At 72.4% G+C, this 17,382-nt stretch carries 7 protein-coding genes; all 7 read right to left on the minus strand.

The features are described 5' to 3' along the window. Nucleotides 1-4,337, minus strand: a 4,337-nt coding sequence (locus tag ABTY15_RS38005; protein ID WP_350606542.1) for a non-ribosomal peptide synthetase, incomplete at its 3' end; no start/stop codon positions are given. Beyond that, nucleotides 4,219-9,534 (minus strand): non-ribosomal peptide synthetase, encoded by a 5,316-nt coding sequence (locus ABTY15_RS38010; RefSeq protein WP_350606546.1) that lies wholly within the window; start codon nt 9,532-9,534, stop codon nt 4,219-4,221. The genes ABTY15_RS38010 and ABTY15_RS38005, both read right to left, overlap by 119 nt. After that, the gene (locus tag ABTY15_RS38015; protein WP_350606549.1) at nt 9,531-14,603 is read right to left on the minus strand and encodes a non-ribosomal peptide synthetase; all 5,073 of its coding nucleotides are present in this window, start codon (nt 14,601-14,603) and stop codon (nt 9,531-9,533) included. Before ABTY15_RS38015 ends, ABTY15_RS38010 begins: the two co-directional genes overlap by 4 nt. Nucleotides 14,604-14,694: 91 nt before the next feature. Then, a complete protein-coding gene (locus tag ABTY15_RS38020) occupies nt 14,695-14,916 on the minus strand; it encodes an MbtH family protein (protein ID WP_350606553.1) in 222 nt (73 codons plus the stop codon). Nucleotides 14,917-14,948: 32 nt separating this feature from the next. Then, complete coding sequence (locus ABTY15_RS38025; protein WP_350606555.1) at nt 14,949-16,376, minus strand: condensation domain-containing protein; 1,428 nt, start codon at nt 16,374-16,376, stop codon at nt 14,949-14,951. Then, nucleotides 16,373-16,636, minus strand: coding sequence for an acyl carrier protein (locus ABTY15_RS38030; protein ID WP_350606558.1), 264 nt, complete (start codon nt 16,634-16,636; stop codon nt 16,373-16,375). Before ABTY15_RS38030 ends, ABTY15_RS38025 begins: the two co-directional genes overlap by 4 nt. A gap of 48 nt (nt 16,637-16,684) precedes the next feature. Next, nucleotides 16,685-17,382, minus strand: a 698-nt coding sequence (locus tag ABTY15_RS38035; RefSeq protein WP_350606561.1) for an acyl-CoA dehydrogenase family protein, incomplete at its 5' end; no start/stop codon positions are given.

Here is a 17,382-nt window from a genome sequence, read left to right on the forward strand (position 1 = left end):
AGCCCGGCGGCACGTGCGGTGCCGACCAGCACGACGGCCCGGATGGAGTCCCCACCGAGGTCGAAGAACGTTTCGTTCACCCCCACCCTGGCCAGTCCGAGTGCCTCGGACCAGACCGCAGCGAGGCGTCGTTCGGTGTCGGTACGCGGCTCGGTGATGTCCTGCCCGGTGTGGTCCGGGGCGGGCAGAGCAGTGCGGTCGAGTTTGCCGGCCGCGGTCAGTGGCCAGCTGGCCAGCGTGACCACGGCGGTAGGCAGCATGTACTCCGGCAGGCTCTGTCGCAGGTGTCGGCGCGCTTCGTCCAGGCCGAGCTCGGACGCTGCGATCACGTAGGCGGTGAGGCGGGGTTCGTCGGTGTGGCCGGCGACCGCGGTGACATGTGCGTCACGGACCTGGGGGTGGTTGCGTAGTGCGGTTTCGATCTCCGCGGGTTCGATTCGGTACCCGCGGATCTTCAACTGGTCGTCACTGCGGCCGAGATACTCGAGTTCGCCGGTGAGGGTGCGTCGTACCAGGTCGCCGGTGCGGTAGAGCCGGGTGCCGGGGGGACCGTAGGGGTTGGGCAGGAACCGTTCCGCCGTGAGGGTGGCGTGACCGCGGTAGCCCTGGGCCAGGCCGTCGCCGGCGATGAAGAGTTCACCTGTGACGCCGGACGGTACCGGGTTCAGGTGCCCGTCCAGTACGTGGACGGTCGTGTTTCGGATCGGCGCGCCGAGCGGCACGTTCGCCGGATCTGCCGGTATGTCCACGGCGGTGGACCAGATCGTCGTCTCGGTCGGTCCGTAGACATGGATCAGGCGTTCGGCGCGTGCCCGCAGCTGGCCGGCGAGTTCCAGCGGCAGTGCTTCACCGCCCGCGAGCAGCGTGAGGCCGGTGGGGTCGAGACCGGCCGCGAGGAGGACCTTCCATCCTGATGGGGTTGCCTGGACATGCGTCACGCCGTGCTTGCGGATCAGGCTGATCAGCTCGTCCGCATTCCCGACCTGGTCGTCTCCGGCGAGCACGACACACTGCCCGCCGACCAGCGGCAGGAACAGCTCCAGGCCGGAAATGTCGAACGACACCGAGGTCGAGGCCAGCCACATCTCGCCCGCCGGCGAGGCAGCTCCCAGAAGCTCCCGCATACCGGCGAGAAGGTTCGCCAGAGCTCCCCGGGTGACCTCAACACCCTTGGGAGTGCCGGTAGAACCTGACGTGTAGAGGACATACGCCAGTGCATCCGGCGACATGGCAGTCCAGGTCCCCCCAGCAGGCTGAGAGTCGATGGCTGCGCTGTCTCTCACACCATCCAGCACGACGATCGTGCCCGGATGCACGGTCCGCGCGGTGTGCGCATGGACCTCCTGCGTCACCACGACGACCGGCTTGGCATCCGCGACGATTCCGGTCAGCCGTCCCGCCGGGAACGCCGCGTCCAACGGCAGATACCCGGCACCTGACTTCAGCACCGCCAGCAACGCGACCAGAAGCTCCGGCGAGCGCTCCACCAGAACCCCGACCACACCACCCGGACCCACACCCAGCGAGCGCAGATGACAGGCCAGCCGATCCGAACGCGCATCCAGCTCCGCGAAGGAAACCTGCATGCCCCCGGCGACCACCGCCACCGCATCCGGCACCGACGCCACCTGCGCGGCGAACGCATCGAGGACATCCGCCGACGCCCCCGTCACACCCGTGACCGTCGAGAGCTCACCCGGCGGCACGAACACCGCCCGCGCATCACCCGCCCCACCGGCGGCCATCGACTCCAGCACCAGCCGGAACATCACCCCCAGCCGCTCCACATGCGCACGCGAAACCGAGCGCCCGTCCCCCTTCAGGAACACCGACCCGCCCCGGCTCGACACCGTCAGCGGAAACTCCGCCGGACTGTCGTCGACGCCGACACCGCCATCGACGAGCTTGCGATCGACCTGCTGGTAGTCCTGGTAGTTGAAGTAGACGTCCGGCACCTGCCGGTTGTGCGCCAATCGCTGGATCGCGGGCAGGGGAAAGCGACGGTGTGGCCACAACTCGGCCTCACGCCCGAACACCTGTCGCACCAGCTCCGCCCACGTCCCGGCCGTGCGGTCGAAGACGAACGGGACCGTGTTCAGATGCATCCCGTAGACGCGGTCCGCGCCCAGCAGCTCCGGGCGGGCGTCGCACACCAGCCCGGTCGTGAACGAGTCCTCCGGCGTGAGCTGGCTCAGCACCTTCAGATGCGCCGCGAACAGCACACTCTTCAACGAGGTTCGCGTCGACGACGCCAACCCCCGAAGCCCCGACTCCAGGTCCCCGAACGGCACCTCCACCACGTGCGTCGCCCGCGAAGACCCGTCGTCGTCACCCCAGCCCGACGGCAGGGCGAACGGGGAGCACCGCTCGACCACCGAGCGCCAGTACTCCTGGTCGCCCTCATCGGCCAGCGACTCCAGCTCTCCGGCGATGAAGTCCGCATAGCGCGCTTCGCCAGCGGTCGGCGGCTCGACCGCGCGGCCGTCGCGCATCGCCTGATAGGTCATCAGTAGCTCACCGATGAACGACCGGTAGCTCCAGCCTTCGAACAGTGCGTGCGCGTGGGTGAGGAGCAGCCACCACGTGCCGGTGGGATCCAGAACGGCTCGGATCCGGACCAGTGGCGGCGTGGCCAGGCCCGCGAACCCGTGGGCGGCTTCCCGTTCGGTCAGGTGCCGCAGGGCTGCGGGGAATTCCTCGGGCTCGATGCCCCTCAGGTCGTCGACGGCCGTGGGCAGTTGCCCGTCCCGATGCACGAGTTGCAGCGGCAGGGAGTACCCGACGAGTTCGAACCCGGTGCGCAGCGCCTCATGGCGTGCGACGAGTGCGGTCGCGGCTGCGGAGAACGCGGCTGTGTCGAAGGCCGCCTCGTCCCGAATGTGCAGGGCCTCGACGTTGTGATACACCGGCGGGCCATCGGCGCGGGACATCTCCACGACCATGCCCAACTGCAGCTGGGAGATGGGGTAGGCGTCGACGACGTCGGCCGGGAGGGCGGCGCGGTCGGATTCCCCGATCAGCGCGAACGGCTCGACGAAGACGTGGCCGGCACTCTCGGCGCTGTCGCCGGTGATGTGTTGTGCGAGTTCGGCGATAGTGGGGTGCTCGAAGATGTCGCGGACGGCGAGGTCGAGCCCGGCGGCACGTGCGGTGCCGACCAGGACGACGGCCCGGATCGAATCACCACCGAGGTCGAAGAAGCTGTCGTGGACACCGACGTGGTCCGCGCTGAGTGCCTCCGCCCAGACTGCGGCGAGGCGTCGTTCGGTGTCGGTACGCGGTTCGACACGGTCCCGCGACACGAGCTCGGGGGCGGGCAGGGCGGCGCGGTCGAGCTTGCCGGCCGCGGTGAGCGGCCAGCCGTCCAGCGTGACCACAGCGGCAGGCAGCATGTACTCGGGCAGGCTCTGTCGCAGGTGTCGGCGCACCTCGTCCAGGCCCAGCTCGGCCGCTGCGATCACATAGGCGGTGAGGCGGGGTTCGTCGGTGTGGTCGGGGACCGCGGTGACATGCGCGTCGCTGACCTGGGGGTGGCTGCGCAACGCGGTTTCGATCTCCGCGGGTTCGATCCGGTACCCGCGGATCTTCAACTGGTCGTCACTGCGGCCGAGATACTCCAGCTCACCGGTCAGGGTGCGTCGCACCAGGTCGCCGGTGCGGTAGAGCCGGGTACCGGGCGGGCCGTAGGGGTTGGGCAGGAACCGTTCCGCCGTGAGGGCGGCGTGACCGCGGTAGCCCTGGGCCAGGCCGTCCCCCGCGATGAACAGCTCACCCGCGACACCCGACGGCACCGGGTTCAGGTGCCCGTCCAGCACGTGGACGGCCGTGTTGCGGATCGGGATGCCGAGCGGCACGTTCGCCGGATCGAAAGGCATGTCCACGGCGGTGGACCAGATCGTCGTCTCGGTCGGTCCGTAGACATGGACCAGACGTTCGGCGCGTGCCCGCAGGCGGCCGGCGAGCTCCAACGGCAGTGCCTCGCCGCCCGCGAGCAGGGTGAGACCGGCGGGGTCGAGACCGGCTCCGAGCAGGACCTTCCATCCCGACGGGGTCGCCTGCACATGCGTCACACCGTGCTTGCGGATCAAGCCGATCAGCTCGTCCGCATCCCCGACCTGATCGTCTCCGGCCAGCACGACACACTGCCCACTCACCAGCGGCAGGAACAGCTCCAGGCCGGAAATGTCGAACGACACGGACGTCGAGGCCAGCCACACCTCACCCGCCGGCGAGGCAGCTCCCAGAATCTCCCGCATACCCGCGAGAAGATTCGCCAGAGCTCTCCGGGTGATCTCCACACCCTTCGGAGTGCCGGTAGAACCCGACGTGTAGAGCACATACGAGCACGTCAGGATCCACCACCGGCCAGGCACCGGTGGGAAGTTGGGCATCAATCACGTCGGCATCACGGTCCAACACGACCGTCGTGCCCGGATGCACGGCCCGCGCGGTGTGCGCATGGACCTCCTGCGTCACCACGACCACCGGCCCGGCATCCGCGACGATCCCGGCCAGCCGTCCCACCGGGAACGCCGCGTCCAGCGGCAGGTATCCGGCACCCGACTTCAGCACCGCCAGCATTGCGACCAGAAGCTCCGGCGAGCGCTCCACCAGAACCCCGACCACACCACCCGGACCCACACCCAGCGAGCGCAGATGACAGGCCAGCCGGTCCGAACGCGCATCCAGCTCCGCGAAGGAAACCTGCATGCCCCCGGCGACCACCGCCACCGCATCCGGCACCGACGCCACCTGCGCGGCGAACGCATCGAGCACATCCGCCGACGCCCCCGTCACACCCGTGACCGTCGAGACCTCACCCGGCGGCATGAACACCGCCCGCGCATCACCCGTCCCACCTGCTGCCATCGCCTCCAGCACCAGCCGGAACATCACCCCCAGCCGCTCCACATGCGCACGCGAAACCGAGCGCCCGTCCCCCTTCAGGAACACCGACCCGCCCCGGCTCGACACCGTCAGCGGAAACTCCGTCGGGCTGTCGTCGACACTCATCTGATGGTCGATCAGATCGAGGTCGACCTGCCGGAAGTCCTGGTAGTTGAAGTAGACGTTCAGGAGCTTCCGCTCACCGACGAGCCGCTGGACGGCCGGCAGCGGGTGGCGGCGGTGCGGCCACAGCTCGACCTCACGCCCGAACACCTGCCGCACCAGCTCCGCCCACGTCCCGGCCGTGCGGTCGAAGACGAACGGCAGGGTGTTGAGGTACATGCCGTAGACGCGGTCCGCGCCCAGCAGCTCCGGGCGGGCGTCGCACACCAGCCCCGTCGTGAACGACTCCTCCGACGTGAGCTGGCTCAGCACCTTCAGATGCGCTGCGAACAGCACGCTCTTCAATGACGTCCGTGTCGACGACGCCAATCCCCGAAGCCCCGACTCCAGGTCCCCGAACGGCACCTCCACCAGGTGGGTCGCCCGCGAAGACCCGTCGCCGTCGCCCCAACCCGACGGCAGTGCGAACGGGGAGCACCGCTCGACCACCGAGCGCCAGTACGCCTGGTCGCCCTCATCGGCCAGCGACTCCAGCTCACCGGCGATGAAGTCCGCATAGCGCGGCCCGTTCGGCGAGGACGCCGACGGAGTGCTGCCGCTCTCCGGGAGGGTGCCGCCCTGCCTCGACCGGTAGGCGTCGAGGACCTCCATGAGCAGCGAGTGGTAGCTCCACCCCTCCAGCACCGGGTGGCATTCGGTGACCGAGAGCCACCATCCGCCGTCCGCCGTGTCGTGTGCGAACAGCCTGATCAGGCCAGGCGTCGAGAGGTCGAAGAGGTCGGATCGCTCGCGTGCCGTGTAGGCGTGAATCGCCTGCTGCACCGCGATCTCGTCGAGTCCGGGCAGCGACTGCCGGCCGACCCTGACGACGGCCCGTTCGTGCACGAGCTGCATCGGTACGGAGTACCGGCTGAGCTCGATCGAGGTGCGGAGGACCTCGTGCCGCGCCGTGACGGCGGCGGCCGCCGCCACCAGGGCGGCGTGGTCGTAGGGGCTCTCGTCCCTGACCCGGAAGGTGGTGACGTTGTGGTAGTTGTTCAGCCCGGTGTTGCCCCGGTCGGTGTGGGCGGTCATCTCCAGCACCATGCCGGTCTGGACCTGGGACAACGGGTACGCGTCGACCAGCCCCTCGGGCAGCAGAGCCCGGTCCTGCTCGTTCACCAGCGCGAAGGGCCGCACCAGGGCGGGCGGCTCCAGGCCCGCCGGGCGGCCGGTGACCAGCTCGGTGAGCTCCGCGACCGTCCGGAACTCGAAGACGTCGCGGACGGCCACGTCGAATCCGGCGACCTTGAGGGTTCCGACCAGTGCCACGGCACGGATGGAGTCGCCACCGAGGTCGAAGAAGCTGTCGTGGATGCCGACCCGGTCGAGCTCCAGGGCCTCGGCCCAGACCGAGGCCATCCGTTCCTCGGCGGGGGAGCGCGGCCCGGTGTAGGTGAGGCCGGCGGTACGGTCGGCGGCTCCGGGGGCGGGGAGGGCCCGGCGGTCCAGCTTGCCGTTGGTCGTCAGCGGAAGCCGGTCCAGCGTCACGAAGGCGGACGGCACCATGTAGGGGGGCAGCGTTCGACCCAGCCACTCGCGCAGTGCCGCCGGTTCCGGGGCGGACTCCTGCTCCTCCCCGGCCGGGACCAGGTAGGCGACCAGGTCGGACCTGCCCGGCTCGTCGTCCCGCAGGACCACGGCGGCGGTGCGGATCTGCGGGTGGGCGGCCAGAGCGGCCTCGATCTCGCCGGTCTCCACCCGGTAGCCCCGGATCTTGACCTGCCCGTCGGCTCGGCCGAGGAACTCCAGGCTTCCGTCGGCCAGCCGCCTGGCGAGGTCACCGCTGCGGTAGAGCCGGGCGCCGGGTGGGCCGAAGGGGTCCGGGACGAAGCGCTCGGCGGTGAGGCCGGGACGGTCGAGGTAGCCGCGTGCCACGCCGGGGCCGCCCACGTGGATCTCGCCGACCACGCCGACCGGCGCGAGCCGGCCCCACCGGTCGAGGATGTGGACCTGGAGGTCGCTCAACGGGTAGCCGATGGCGTTGCCCGCGCCCGGGGCGAAGTCCACCTCGGCGACGCGCTGGTAGGTGGTGTGCACCGTCGTCTCGGTGATGCCGTACATGTTGACCAGGACGGGTCGGTCCAGACCCAGGCGGTCCACCCAGGGCCGCAGGTCGGCGACGTTCAGCCGTTCACCGGCGAAGACGACCGCGCGCAGCGCGAGTCGGCCGATCCTGGGGTCACCCTCGCCTGCCGCGGCGACCAGCGAACGGAAGGCGGACGGGGTCTGGTTGAGCACGGTGACCCGGTGTTCGGCCAGCAGGTCGAGGAAGTCCTCCGGCGAGCGGGAGACCTCGGCGGGGACGACGACCAGCGTTCCGCCGTGCAGCAGCGCTCCCCACATCTCCCAGACGGAGACGTCGAACGCGTACGAGTGGAAGAGCGGCCAGACGTCCGAGGCCGTGAACCCGTAGTGAACGTGCGCCGACTCGTGCAGGCGCAGCACGTTGCGGTGGGTGAGGCAGACGCCCTTGGGGCGGCCGGTGGAGCCGGAGGTGTAGATGACGTAGACGAGATTGTCCGGGTCCCCGGCGGGCAACGGGTCGGTGGACGGCTGGGCCGCCAGTTCCTCCGGATCGGCGTCCAGGACGACGGTGGTGCCCTGGTGGATCCGCCCGACCAGCTCGGCGTGTGCGGACTCGGTCAGCACGATGCCGGCGGCGGCGTCGCGGACCATCCACCGGAGGCGGTCCTCGGGGTTGGCCGGGTCGAGCGGCAGGTAGGCCGCACCCGACTTGAGCACACCGAGCAGGGCTGGGAGCAGCTCGGGCCCGCGGTCCAGGCAGAGGCCGACCAGCCGCTCGGGGCCCGCGCCGAGCGCCCGCAGTCGGTGGGCGATCCGGTTCGCCCGATGGTTGAGCTCCGCGTACGTCAGCCGGGTCTCCCCGGCGATCACGGCGATCGCGTTCGGGGTCTGCGCTGCCCTTTCCTGGAAGATCTCGTGCAGTTGCCGGCCCTTCGGCCTGTCCGCGCCGGTCGTCCGACCGGGCTCGCCGGCGGCCGGGCCGAGCAGCAGGAACAGCTCCTGCTCCCCGAGGAGGTCGACGGCGGAGACCGGGCTGTCCGGGTCGGTGCTGACGGCGGTGAGCAGGCGCTGGAAGTGGTCGGCCAGTCGCTCGACGGTCGCTCGCTCGAAGAGGGCGGTCGAGTACTCGAACTGCCCCTGGAACCGTCCGTCCGGTCCCTCCTCGATCTGCAGGGTGAGGTCGAACCTGGAGACGGTGTCCGCCTGGCCGAACACCTCCACCCGTATGCCGGGCAGGTCGTAGGCGTCCGCCCGGGACTCGTGCATGGTGAAGGCGGCCTGGAAGAACGGGGTCCTGGACAGGTCGCGTTCGGGTTCCAAGGCGTCCACCAGGCGGGCGAACGGGATCTGCTGGTGGTCGAAGGCATCCAGGACGGCGCCGCGGTTGCGTTCGAGCAGCGTGCTGAAGCGGATGTCACCGGCCCACTCGGCGCGGAGGACGACGGTGTTGATGCCGTAGCCGATGAGCCGCTGGAGGTCCGGGTGGCTGCGGCTGGAGGTGACGGTGCCGACCGCGATGTCGGTCGTTCCGGTGTGGCGGGACAGCAGGGCCTGGTAGGCCGTCAGCAGGACGGTGAACGGCGTGGTGTCGTGCCGCGCGGCCAGGTCCCGAAGGCGCGGGGAGAGCGTGCGCGGCAGGCGGAGCGGCACCGTCGCGCCCGCCCAGCTCCGGTTCGCCGGTCGGGGGCGGTCGGTGGGCAGCGCCAGCGCCGTCAGCCCGCTCAGCCGCTGGCGCCAGTAGTTCAGGTGTACCTCGTGCGCCTCCCCGGCCGCCTCCCGGCGTTGCCAGGCCGCGTAGTCGGCGTACTGCGTGGCGAGGACGGGCAGAGCGGCGTCGGCGCCGTTCCGGTAGAGCGTGCTGAGCTCGTCCGCGAAGATCCGGGTGGACCAGGCGTCGCACGCGATGTGGTGGAAGGCCAGCAGCAGCACGTGGTCGTGCTCGGCCAGCCGGAACAGGCGGATCCGCAGCGGCCAGCCCACGGCGAGGTCGAAGGCGGTGTAGGCGTGCCGGTGCACCAGGTCCGTGGCTGCGGCGAGCCGCCCGTCCTCGGGGAGGCCGGTCAGGTCGATCGTCTCGAAGTCGGCCGGGCCGGGCCCGTCGATCACCTGGAACGGTGCGGAGCCGTCGAACTGGTAACGGGTGCGCAGGACTTCGTGCCGGGCGACCACGGTGTCGACGGCACGCCGCAGCGCGCTGTCGTCGAGCGGTCCGGTGAGCCGCAGTGCGATCGGTACCACGTACTCGTGGCTGCCCGGTTCGAGCCGGTCGAGGAACCACATCTGCTGCTGGCCCGCCGACAGCGGCAGCGGTCGGCTCCGGTCGGCGCGCGGGATGCCGGCGCGTGCGGCGGTGCCGGTGGCGCGACGGGCCAGGCGGCGGCGCAGGAGTTCGGCCCGGGCGGCTTCCGCGGCCGCGGCCCGGTCGGCTGCGTTGTGGTCGGCTCCACCTCGGGTCATGCGTCGTACTCCTTGGACAGCGTGGGGTCCGCGAGCAGTTCCTCGTCGGACAGCGCGTCGATCTGTGCCTTGATCAGTAGCTCGATGGCTTCGGCGAGTTGCCTGACGGTCGGCCCGTCGAAGATGGCCCGCAGCGGCAGGTCCACCTCGAATTCGGTCTGGAGGTCGGCGATCAGGCGAAGGGCGAGCAGTGAGTTCCCGCCGGACCGGAAGAAGTCCTCGTCGCGGCCGGGTTCCGCGCCGACGAGCGCGGCCCAGACCTCGGCGACCCCCTCTTCCAGCACGCCGCTGGGCCGTTCGGCCGGTTCGGCGTCCGGTGCGCGCAGGGCGGCGCGGTCGAGCTTTCCGTTGGCGTTGAGCGGGAGCGCGGCCAGGGCCGTGAAGGTGGCCGGCACCATGTGGGCGGGGAGCAGCCTGGAGCAGTGCGCGGCCAGCTCGGTGTCGCCGGGGAGCTGTTCGGCGGCCGGTACCAGGTAGGCCGCCAGACGGGTGTGCCCGGTGCTGTCGTCGGCGACGACCGCGGCCTCGTGGACGGCCGGGTGGTCGCCGAGGACGCTCTCGATCTCGCCGATCTCGACGCGGTGTCCGCGGATCTTGATCTGGCCGTCGCGGCGGCCGACGAAGGCGACCGTTCCGTCGGGCAGCTGCCGGACCAGGTCTCCGGTGCGGTAGAGCCGGGCGCCGGGCGGGCCGTACGGGTCCGGCAGGAACCGCTGGGCGGTCTGGGCGGGTTGTCCCGTGTAGCCGCGGCCGACGCCGGCACCGCCGACGTACAGTTCGCCGATCGCACCGAGGGGCAGCGGGCGGAGGGCCTCGTCGAGGACGTACATGGCCAGCCCTGGCAGCGGCCGGCCGATCGGGACGACGGACGCCTGCACCCCCGTGTCGACGGGGTGGAGGGAGGTTCCGACGGAGCATTCGGTCGGACCGTACTCGTTGAACAGCCGCCCGGGGCCGAGCCGCGCGAGCCAGCGGTTCGCCGCGTCGGCGGGGAAGGCCTCGCCGGCGACCACGACGACCTGCGCGAGCGACGCCGCCTGCTCGTCGTCGAGCTGCCGATCGAGGATTTCGAGGTGGCTCGGCGTCAGCTTGACGAAGCTGTAGGGCGCTCCGGCGACCAGCTCCGCGCCGAGGCGGGTCAGATCGAGATCGGCCGGCAGCAGGTGGACCGGCTGGCCGGCCAGCAAGGGTGCGTAGAGGTTGGGGACCACCAGGTCGAAGGCGCAGGAGGAGAAGAGCGGCGCACCCGTGGTGCCGCGGCCGGCGAGCTCCCGGGCGGCCCAGGTGACGTGGTGGGCCAGGTTCCGGTGCTCGATCTCGACGCCCTTGGGCCGGCCGGTGGAGCCGGAGGTGAAGATGACGTAGGCCGTTCCGCGCGGGTCCGTGCGCCGTTCGGGGCGGCTGCCGGGCTGCTGCGCGAGTTCGCGGGCGTCGCGGTCGAGGAGCACCGTGGGCCCGTCGAAGACGGCCGTTCCGGCTGTGGTGCCGATCAGGGCCGCCGCCCGGACATCCCGTAGCACCCCGGCGAGTCGCTCGTCGGGGTGGCTCGGGTCGAGTGGCACGTACGCGCCGCCGGCCTTCCACACGCCGAGGAACGCGGCGATCAGGTCGGGCCCGCGGTCGAGCAGTACACCGACCACCGAGTCGGCGCCGACGCCTCGTCGCCGGAGCGCGTGGGCGATCCGGTTGGCGCGGGCGTCGAGGTCGGCGAACGAGGTGGCCGCGCCGCCGGCCAGCACGGCCGGGGCGTCGGGCAGGTCTGCCGCGCGCGCCTCGAAGAGGTCCACGACGGTGTCCGGGGCGGCCTCGGAGCGGGTGGCGTTCCAGGTGACGAGCTGCCGCTCGTGCTCGTCGGCCGGGAGCAGTTCGAGCTGCGCCAACGGGGTGTCCGGGCGGGCGGCGGCGGACTCCAGCAGACGGAGCAGTTGACCCGCCATCCGTTCGACGGTGTCGCGTCGGTACAGACCGGTGGCGTACTCCAGGAGGCCGTGGAAGGAGCCGTCGGGCTGCCGGCGCATGAACAGGCTCAGGTCGGTCTTGGCGATCTGCCAGGCGTCCTGGACGGCTTCCGCGACCTCGGGGCGGACCCCGAGCGAGGTCAGGGTTTCGTCGTGCAGGTCGAAGGCGACCTGGTAGAGCGGGGTGCGGGAGAGGTCGCGTTCCGGCTGGAGTTCCTCCACCAGCAGCTCGAACGGCAGGTGCTGGTGGGCGAGGGCGGCGAGGCTGCGCCGGCGTACCTCGTCGACGGCCTGCTCGAAGCTCAGCTCGGCGGCGAGCCGGGAGCGGACCACGAGGGAGTTCAGGAAGAAGCCGACCACCCCCTCGACCTCGGGCCTGACCCGGCCGGCCACCGGTGTGCCGACGCTGACGTCCCACTCGCCGCTGTAGCGGGCGAGCAGCACGGCGAAGCCGGTGAGCAGGGTCATGAAGGGGGTCGCCCCGCGGCCCCGGCCCAGGTCGACCAGGCGGCCGGCCAGCTCGGCCGGGATGGTGAACGGGACCATCGCGCCGCGGTGGTCGCGCTCGGCGGGCCGCGGTCGGTCGGTGGGCATGGGCAGTTCGACCTGGTCGCCCAACTCGCGTCGCCAGAAGTCGAGTTCTCCGGCCAGTTCACGGTCGGCCGGCAGTTCGGTCTGCCAGCTCGCGAAGTCCGCGTATCCGACGCCGAGTTCGGGCAGACGGGCGGCCCGGTTCGTGACGGCCGCGGCGCACAGCTCCGCGATCTCCTGCTCCAGGAGGGCGGCGGACCAGCCGTCCCCGGCGATGTGGTGGATCGTGAGCAGCAGCAGCGGGGCCTCGTCCGGGCGCTCGATCAGCAGGGCACGCCAGATCGGTCCGCGGGCGAGGTCGAAGCCCTGGGCCAACCGGTCGCCGAGCGCTCGCGTCAGCTCGCCGCGGTCGGTCGCGTCGGCCGCGTCGGTCGCGTTGGCCTGGACGACCTGGACGACCGCCAGCTCGACCGGGCCGGGCTCGGCCACCTGCTGCCACGGGCCGTCCGGGCTCTGCCCGTAGCGGGTGCGCAGGGACTCGTGGCGGGCCTCCAGGGTGTCCAGCACGTGCTGCACGGTGCCCGGGCCGATGCCGTGGGGCAGCTCGACGAGCAGCGGTGACACCCATTCGGGGCCGCCGGGATTCAGCTGGTCGAGGAAGTACAGGCGCCGCTGGCCGTAGGAGAGCGGAAGCGGCCCGCCACGTTCGACCGGACGGACCGGCCGGTCGTCGCGCGCACCCGCCAGCAGCCGGGCCTGCTCCTCGACCGTGGTGGCCAGGTACAGCTCCCGCAGGCCGACCTGCCGCCCGGAGCTACTCAACAGCAGGCCGGCCAGCCGGGTCAGCAGCAGCGAGGAGCCGCCCAGCCGGAAGAAGTCGTCGTGGACGCTGACCGGTCCGCGGCCGAGCAGTTCCTGCCAGGCGGCGGCGACGGCGGCTTCGGCGGGCGTACGGGGTGCCACGAACGCGGGCCGGTCGTCCTGGTCGGCGCCGGGAAGCGGCAGTGCCGCGCGGTCCACCTTGCCGTTGGGTGTCAGCGGGAAGGACGCCAGCGCCGTCAGGCTCCCGGGCACCATGCCCTCGGGCAGCCGGCGGGCGAGGAACTCCCGGAGCCCGGCCGGCAACCGTCCGTCGTCGGTCAGCACGTGGCCGATCAGCCGGCGGCCGCCGTCGGCCAGGTCGAGGGCCTGGACGACGGCGCCGCGGACCAGCGGGTGGACGACCAGCGCGGCCTCGATCTCACCGGGTTCGATCCGGATCCCGTTGACCTTGACCTGGTGGTCGGTCCTGCCCCGGTACTCCAGGGTGCCGTCGGCGCGCCAGCGCACCAGGTCACCGGTGCGGTACAGGCGAGCGCCGGGCGGGCCGTAGGGGTCGGGGACGAAGCGTTCGGCGGTCAGCCCGGGACGGTTCAGGTAGCCGCGGGCGACCCCGGTCCCGCCCACCCAGAGCTCGCCCGTCGCGCCCTGCGGCAACAGGGCGCCCTCGGCGTCGAGGACGAGCAGGCGCGCGCCGTCGACGGGGCGGCCGATCGGCACCGGACCGGCGGTCTGCGCGGGGTCGTACGGGTGGGCGGCGACGTCGACGGAGCACTCGGTCGGCCCGTAGCCGTTCCAGATCCGGAGCCCGGGGTTGCCCGAGCGCTCCAGCGCGCGGCGGCACAGCCCGGCGTCGAGCGGCTCCCCGCCGCAGTAGAGCAGCCGCAGGTCCGGGAGCCGCGCCCAGCCAGGTTCGCGGACCAGTTCGCGCAGCACGGACGGCACCACTTGCAGGACGGTCGCCCGGTGGGCGGCCGCCGCGGCCAGCAGCGCCGCGGGATCCCGTTCCGCGCCGACCGGGGCGAGGGCGACCGCGCCACCGCTGACCAGCGGCGCGAAGATCTCCCAGCCGGCCGCATCGAAGCCGATCGGAGTCTTGTGCAGGACCCGGTCGTCGGCGGTGAGCCGGTGCGTCGCCACGGCCCAGAGCACGCGGTTGCGGATACCCGCGTGGGTGACCAGGACCGCCTTGGGCGTGCCGGTGGACCCCGAGGTGTAGATGGCGTACGCCGTGTGGTCGTCCTCGACCGGCGGCACCGGACCGTTCGGCTGCCGGTCGCCCACCGGCCCGCCCGCCTCCTCGGCGGTCCGGTCCAGGGCGATCACGGTGGCGCCGGTCCGGGCGACGGCCTCCGCGACGGCGGGCTCGGGCTCCGAGCGGGTGACCAGGAACCGCGCACGGGTGTCCGCCAGCATCCAGGCTCGCCGCTCCTCGGGGTGAGCCGGGTCCATCGGCAGATAGGCCGAGCCGGCCCGCCAGACCGCCAGCAGGGCCACGACCAGGTCGACGCTGCGCGGGAGCTGGACGGCGACCAGGGTGTCGGGGCCCGCACCCTGCCCGCGCAACCGGGCCGCCAGCCGGTCGGCACGGTCGTCGATCTCCTGGTACGACCACGCACGCTCGGCGGTCAACACTGCTGGCGCGTGCGGCGTCAGCCGGGCCTGGCGGGCCACCAGTTCGGCCAGGTGCGCCGACCGGAGGTGCTGCTCCGTACGGTCCTGCTCGGCCGCTGGACCGCCGCGGCGTGCATGCATGGTCATCTCTCGGTTTCTCCGGGTCGATCAGGAGGTCGGGGCGCGCGGCACCGGGCCGATCCACGGGACGGGCCCCGACCGGGGAACAGGGGCCGGGTCAGCCGACCTGCTCGGCCTCTGCCATCCGCCGGCGCAGGCTCAGCGGCCGCAGGTCCGTCCACACCTCGTCGATCCTGGCCAGGCACTCGGCCTTCGTCCCCTCGGTGCCCTCGGGCCGCCAGCCGTCGGGAAGCCGGCGGTCGGCCCACCAGATCGAGTACTGCTCCTCGTCGTTCAGCACGACCAGGTAGGTCGGCTCGTCGCTCGGGTTCTCGGTCATGTCGATTCCTCCGTCATTGCGCGGGGTCCGCGTCACTTCGCGGGGTTCGGGATCAGTGGGGCGTGAGCGCGGCCGGTGCCGAGGTCCAGCAGCCGCCGGGCCTCGGCCGGGTCGACCAGCGCCGTGGCGGCCACCGGGGCTTCGAGGTCGGACAGCGCCGCTTCGGCCAGGCGGCCGTAGGCGGCGACGAAGGACTCGATCGTGGCGCTCTCGAACAGCGTGCTGTCGTACCGGACGCACGCGGTCAGGGTGTCGCCGGTCTGCCGTACTTCCAGGCCGAGGTCGTAGACGCCCTCCGCCTGCGGCATGTCGAGCAGGGCGAGCCGCAGCCCCCGGTACTCGGCCTCGGCCCCCTCCCAGGTGCCGGCCGGCGGGTAGGGGAGTCTCGGCTCCTGGCGGTCGGTCACGTACAGCGTGAAGGCCAGCCGGGCCAGCGGACCGCGGCCGGCACTGCCCGCGTGACCCGTGGGTAGTGCGCTCGGGCAGGCGACATTGGCCATGGCTTGCAGCACCTCGTGGTGCGCCGCCACGGCGGCCTCCCGCCAGGTCGTCCGCCGATCCGTCCGGGCGCGGAGCAGGACGGGGTTGACCAGGTAGCCGACCATCCGCCGGGCCGACGGAACGGTCCGGTTGCTGGCCAGGCAGGCGACCATGGTCTCCTCCGCCCCGGTCCAGCGGCTCACCAGCGACTGGAAGACGCCGAGCAGGAGGGCGAAGACGCTCACCCCTGCCTCATGGGCCGCGGCGATCGCCCGTTCCCCCAACCCGGCCGGCAGGGGCAGGTCGAGCGAGGCCCCGGCCAGGGCCTGGACCGGGGGGCGCGGGCGGTCGGTGGGGAGCTCGCTCGGCACGGCACTCTCCCGCAGCGCGCGCCAGTACCGGGCCATCCGCTCACCGCGGGGGGTGGCCAGCAGCTCCCGTTGCGCCGTCACGTGGTCCTGGTAGTCGGCGACCGGCTCGGGCAGGAGCGGTGTGCCGTCCGTGCGCAGCCCTTGGTGGGCGTCGAGCAGTTCGCGGAGCAGGATCCAGAGGGTGATGGCGTCGCTGACCAGGTGGTGGACGACGAGCAGGAGTACGGCGTCGTCCGGGGTCCGCCGCAACAGCACCACCCGCCACGGCGGCGCGGCAGCGAGGTCGAAGGGGATCCGGTGCGCGGCACCGACGGCGGTCCGCAGTTCCTCGACGGTGACCGGGCCGAGTTCGCGGACCTCCAGCGGCGCGCCGCCGTCGGACAGCGGGACCCTGCGCGGCGTGCCGTTCTCCTCCCGGAAGACGCTGCGCAGCAGGACGTGCCGCCGCGCGACTTCCCGCACCGCCCGGTCGAGCAGTGCGTCGTCCAGCGGTGTGCGAACCCGAACGGCCACGGCCATCGAGTACGCCGTGCTGTCCGGCGCCAGACGCTGGTGCAGCCAGACGCTCTCCTGGCCGATGGAGAGGGGGTGGGTCTCGGCCACGGTCACCGGTTCAGTTCCTCGCGGAGGTGGGCGGCCAGCTGTACGACGGTGGGGTGGTCCCAGGTCACGACGGGCGCCACGACCAGGCCCAGGGCGTCCTCGATGTCCCCGCACAGGGTGAGCGCGTAGATCGAGTCGAGCCCCAGCTCGGGGAAGGGGCCGTGCGGATCGATCTCGTCGGCCGGGCACTCCAGGTAGAACGCGACCCGTTCGGTGAGCCAGGCCTCGAGGTCCTGCGGGGTGGTGGGCACGGCGGGCTTGGGCACGTCGGGACTCCTTCTGGTACTAGGGGCAGCGGTCAGCCGAGCACGCGGTCAGACGAGGACGCGGTCGGCGAGGTCGAACGAGCGGAAGTCCCGGTGGCGATCGGACAGTTCGGCGAAGAGCCGGTCGTCGGTGGCCGGTTCGGCCGCCTGTCGGGCCGGGCCGAGCAGATCGGCGAAGCGCTGCCGGCCGGCCCGGGCCCAGTCGTGGTCGCCGAGAAGCTCCGCCGGGGTGTGCGCGAGGACGGCCTGCCGGCAGGCGGCCGGCAGCGGTCCGGTGCGGGTCGGTGGGGTCGGCCCGAACGCGGCGAGCCGGTTGCCCAGGGTCCGCAGCTCGCGGCTGTTCAGCTGGAACGTCGCCTGCGGTCCCTCCCGCAGGAACGAGCGGGCGCCGAGCAGCGCCGCGAGCCGACGGTCCGCGTCGAGCAGCAGCTCGGGCACCAGCAGGGCCGCGACCGGCGCCACGGCGTCCGCCTGCTCGGGCCCGGCGTGCACCGCCTCGGCCGCGGCCGTCACGAGTCCGTCCGCCGCCAGCAGGTCCACGAAGGCGGCGGTGAGGGTGGCGCGGACGAGCGGCAGGCCGGCCACCGGTCTGCCGTAGAGCACCCGGCCGAGGGCGAAGTCGGTGGCCGTCCGCAGTTGGGTGTCCAGGATGCCGATCGCGGCGGAAGCCGCCAGCACGGCCGCGACGTCGCGGGCGCCCGCGCCGTCCGGCGGCGCCACCGGCGCCCGCCCGGCGGCGGGGACCC

This window comes from Kitasatospora sp. NPDC097643, from assembly GCF_040302625.1.
In the GTDB taxonomy this organism is placed as follows: domain Bacteria; phylum Actinomycetota; class Actinomycetes; order Streptomycetales; family Streptomycetaceae; genus Kitasatospora.

Coding starts and splice junctions, on each gene's coding strand:
- ABTY15_RS38020 (WP_350606553.1), bottom strand. CDS start 14,916: ATGACCGAGAACCCGAGCGACGAGCCGACCTACCTGGTCGTGCTGAAC.
- ABTY15_RS38015 (WP_350606549.1), bottom strand. CDS start 14,603: ATGACCATGCATGCACGCCGCGGCGGTCCAGCGGCCGAGCAGGACCGT.
- ABTY15_RS38010 (WP_350606546.1), bottom strand. CDS start 9,534: ATGACCCGAGGTGGAGCCGACCACAACGCAGCCGACCGGGCCGCGGCC.